The organism is Bacteroides faecichinchillae JCM 17102 (assembly GCF_000614145.1).
GTDB classification, from domain to species: domain Bacteria; phylum Bacteroidota; class Bacteroidia; order Bacteroidales; family Bacteroidaceae; genus Bacteroides; species Bacteroides faecichinchillae.
This window is the reverse complement of the sequence record NZ_BAKK01000132.1, coordinates 1-711: the sequence shown is the minus strand read 5'-3', so window position 1 is coordinate 711 and position 711 is coordinate 1. Positions and strand designations below refer to the sequence as shown.

Here is a 711-nt window from a genome sequence, read left to right as displayed (position 1 = left end):
CGATCTTTCAGATAAAAATGAAACTTCCTATCCGGAAAACTCACATACCCCGCCTCATTGAGCAACATCTTCAGCACACCATTCTCATAGACCGCATTACCACAATAATCCGTTGTCAAGGCACTAGACCCCGTCGTATGTACAGTGCGAAGCTTCGTCCCGTCCGCCCCATAATCATATAGGATACTGTTACCATTACCAAAGATCACCTGGTCAGGCAAATTTAAACAATTATATCCAATACTACTAATATTCTTGTTCAAATCCTTAATCAGATTACCGTTTTTATCATAAGCATACTCTGTCGGCTGATTGGCACCATCCTTAAAATCAGTCCCATTACCATAAACACCGCTTGTCGCAATATCCTTTACAGCAAGCAACTGATTACCATTATAAGTCAAACTCAGGTCATCAACCAATCCGTAAGCTGCTGAAGAAATCTGTCCGTAACGTTTCAGTTTCAGGATATTACCCATCTTGTCATAACCGGTAATCTGTTCATTAAAACGGTTGGGATTAGTCGTAAGATCGTTACCTTCACCATAAGTGGCATCCTTCAGTCTGGAAAGACCGTCATACGTAAAACGATAACCCCGGTCTGTTGTTTCACTTCCCGCCTTCCAGGACATACTGCTGATATTACCGTTGTAACAAAGAATAGTACCGGCCATCGATTCCTGATAATTAAGCGTCTGACTGAACAACGGG

Annotated in this window: 1 pseudogene; it reads right to left on the bottom strand. The window is 42.1% G+C overall.

Going from position 1 to position 711, the window contains the following annotated elements:
- Positions 1 to 711: pseudogene (locus JCM17102_RS30835) on the bottom strand (RHS repeat-associated core domain-containing protein); the annotation flags it as partial.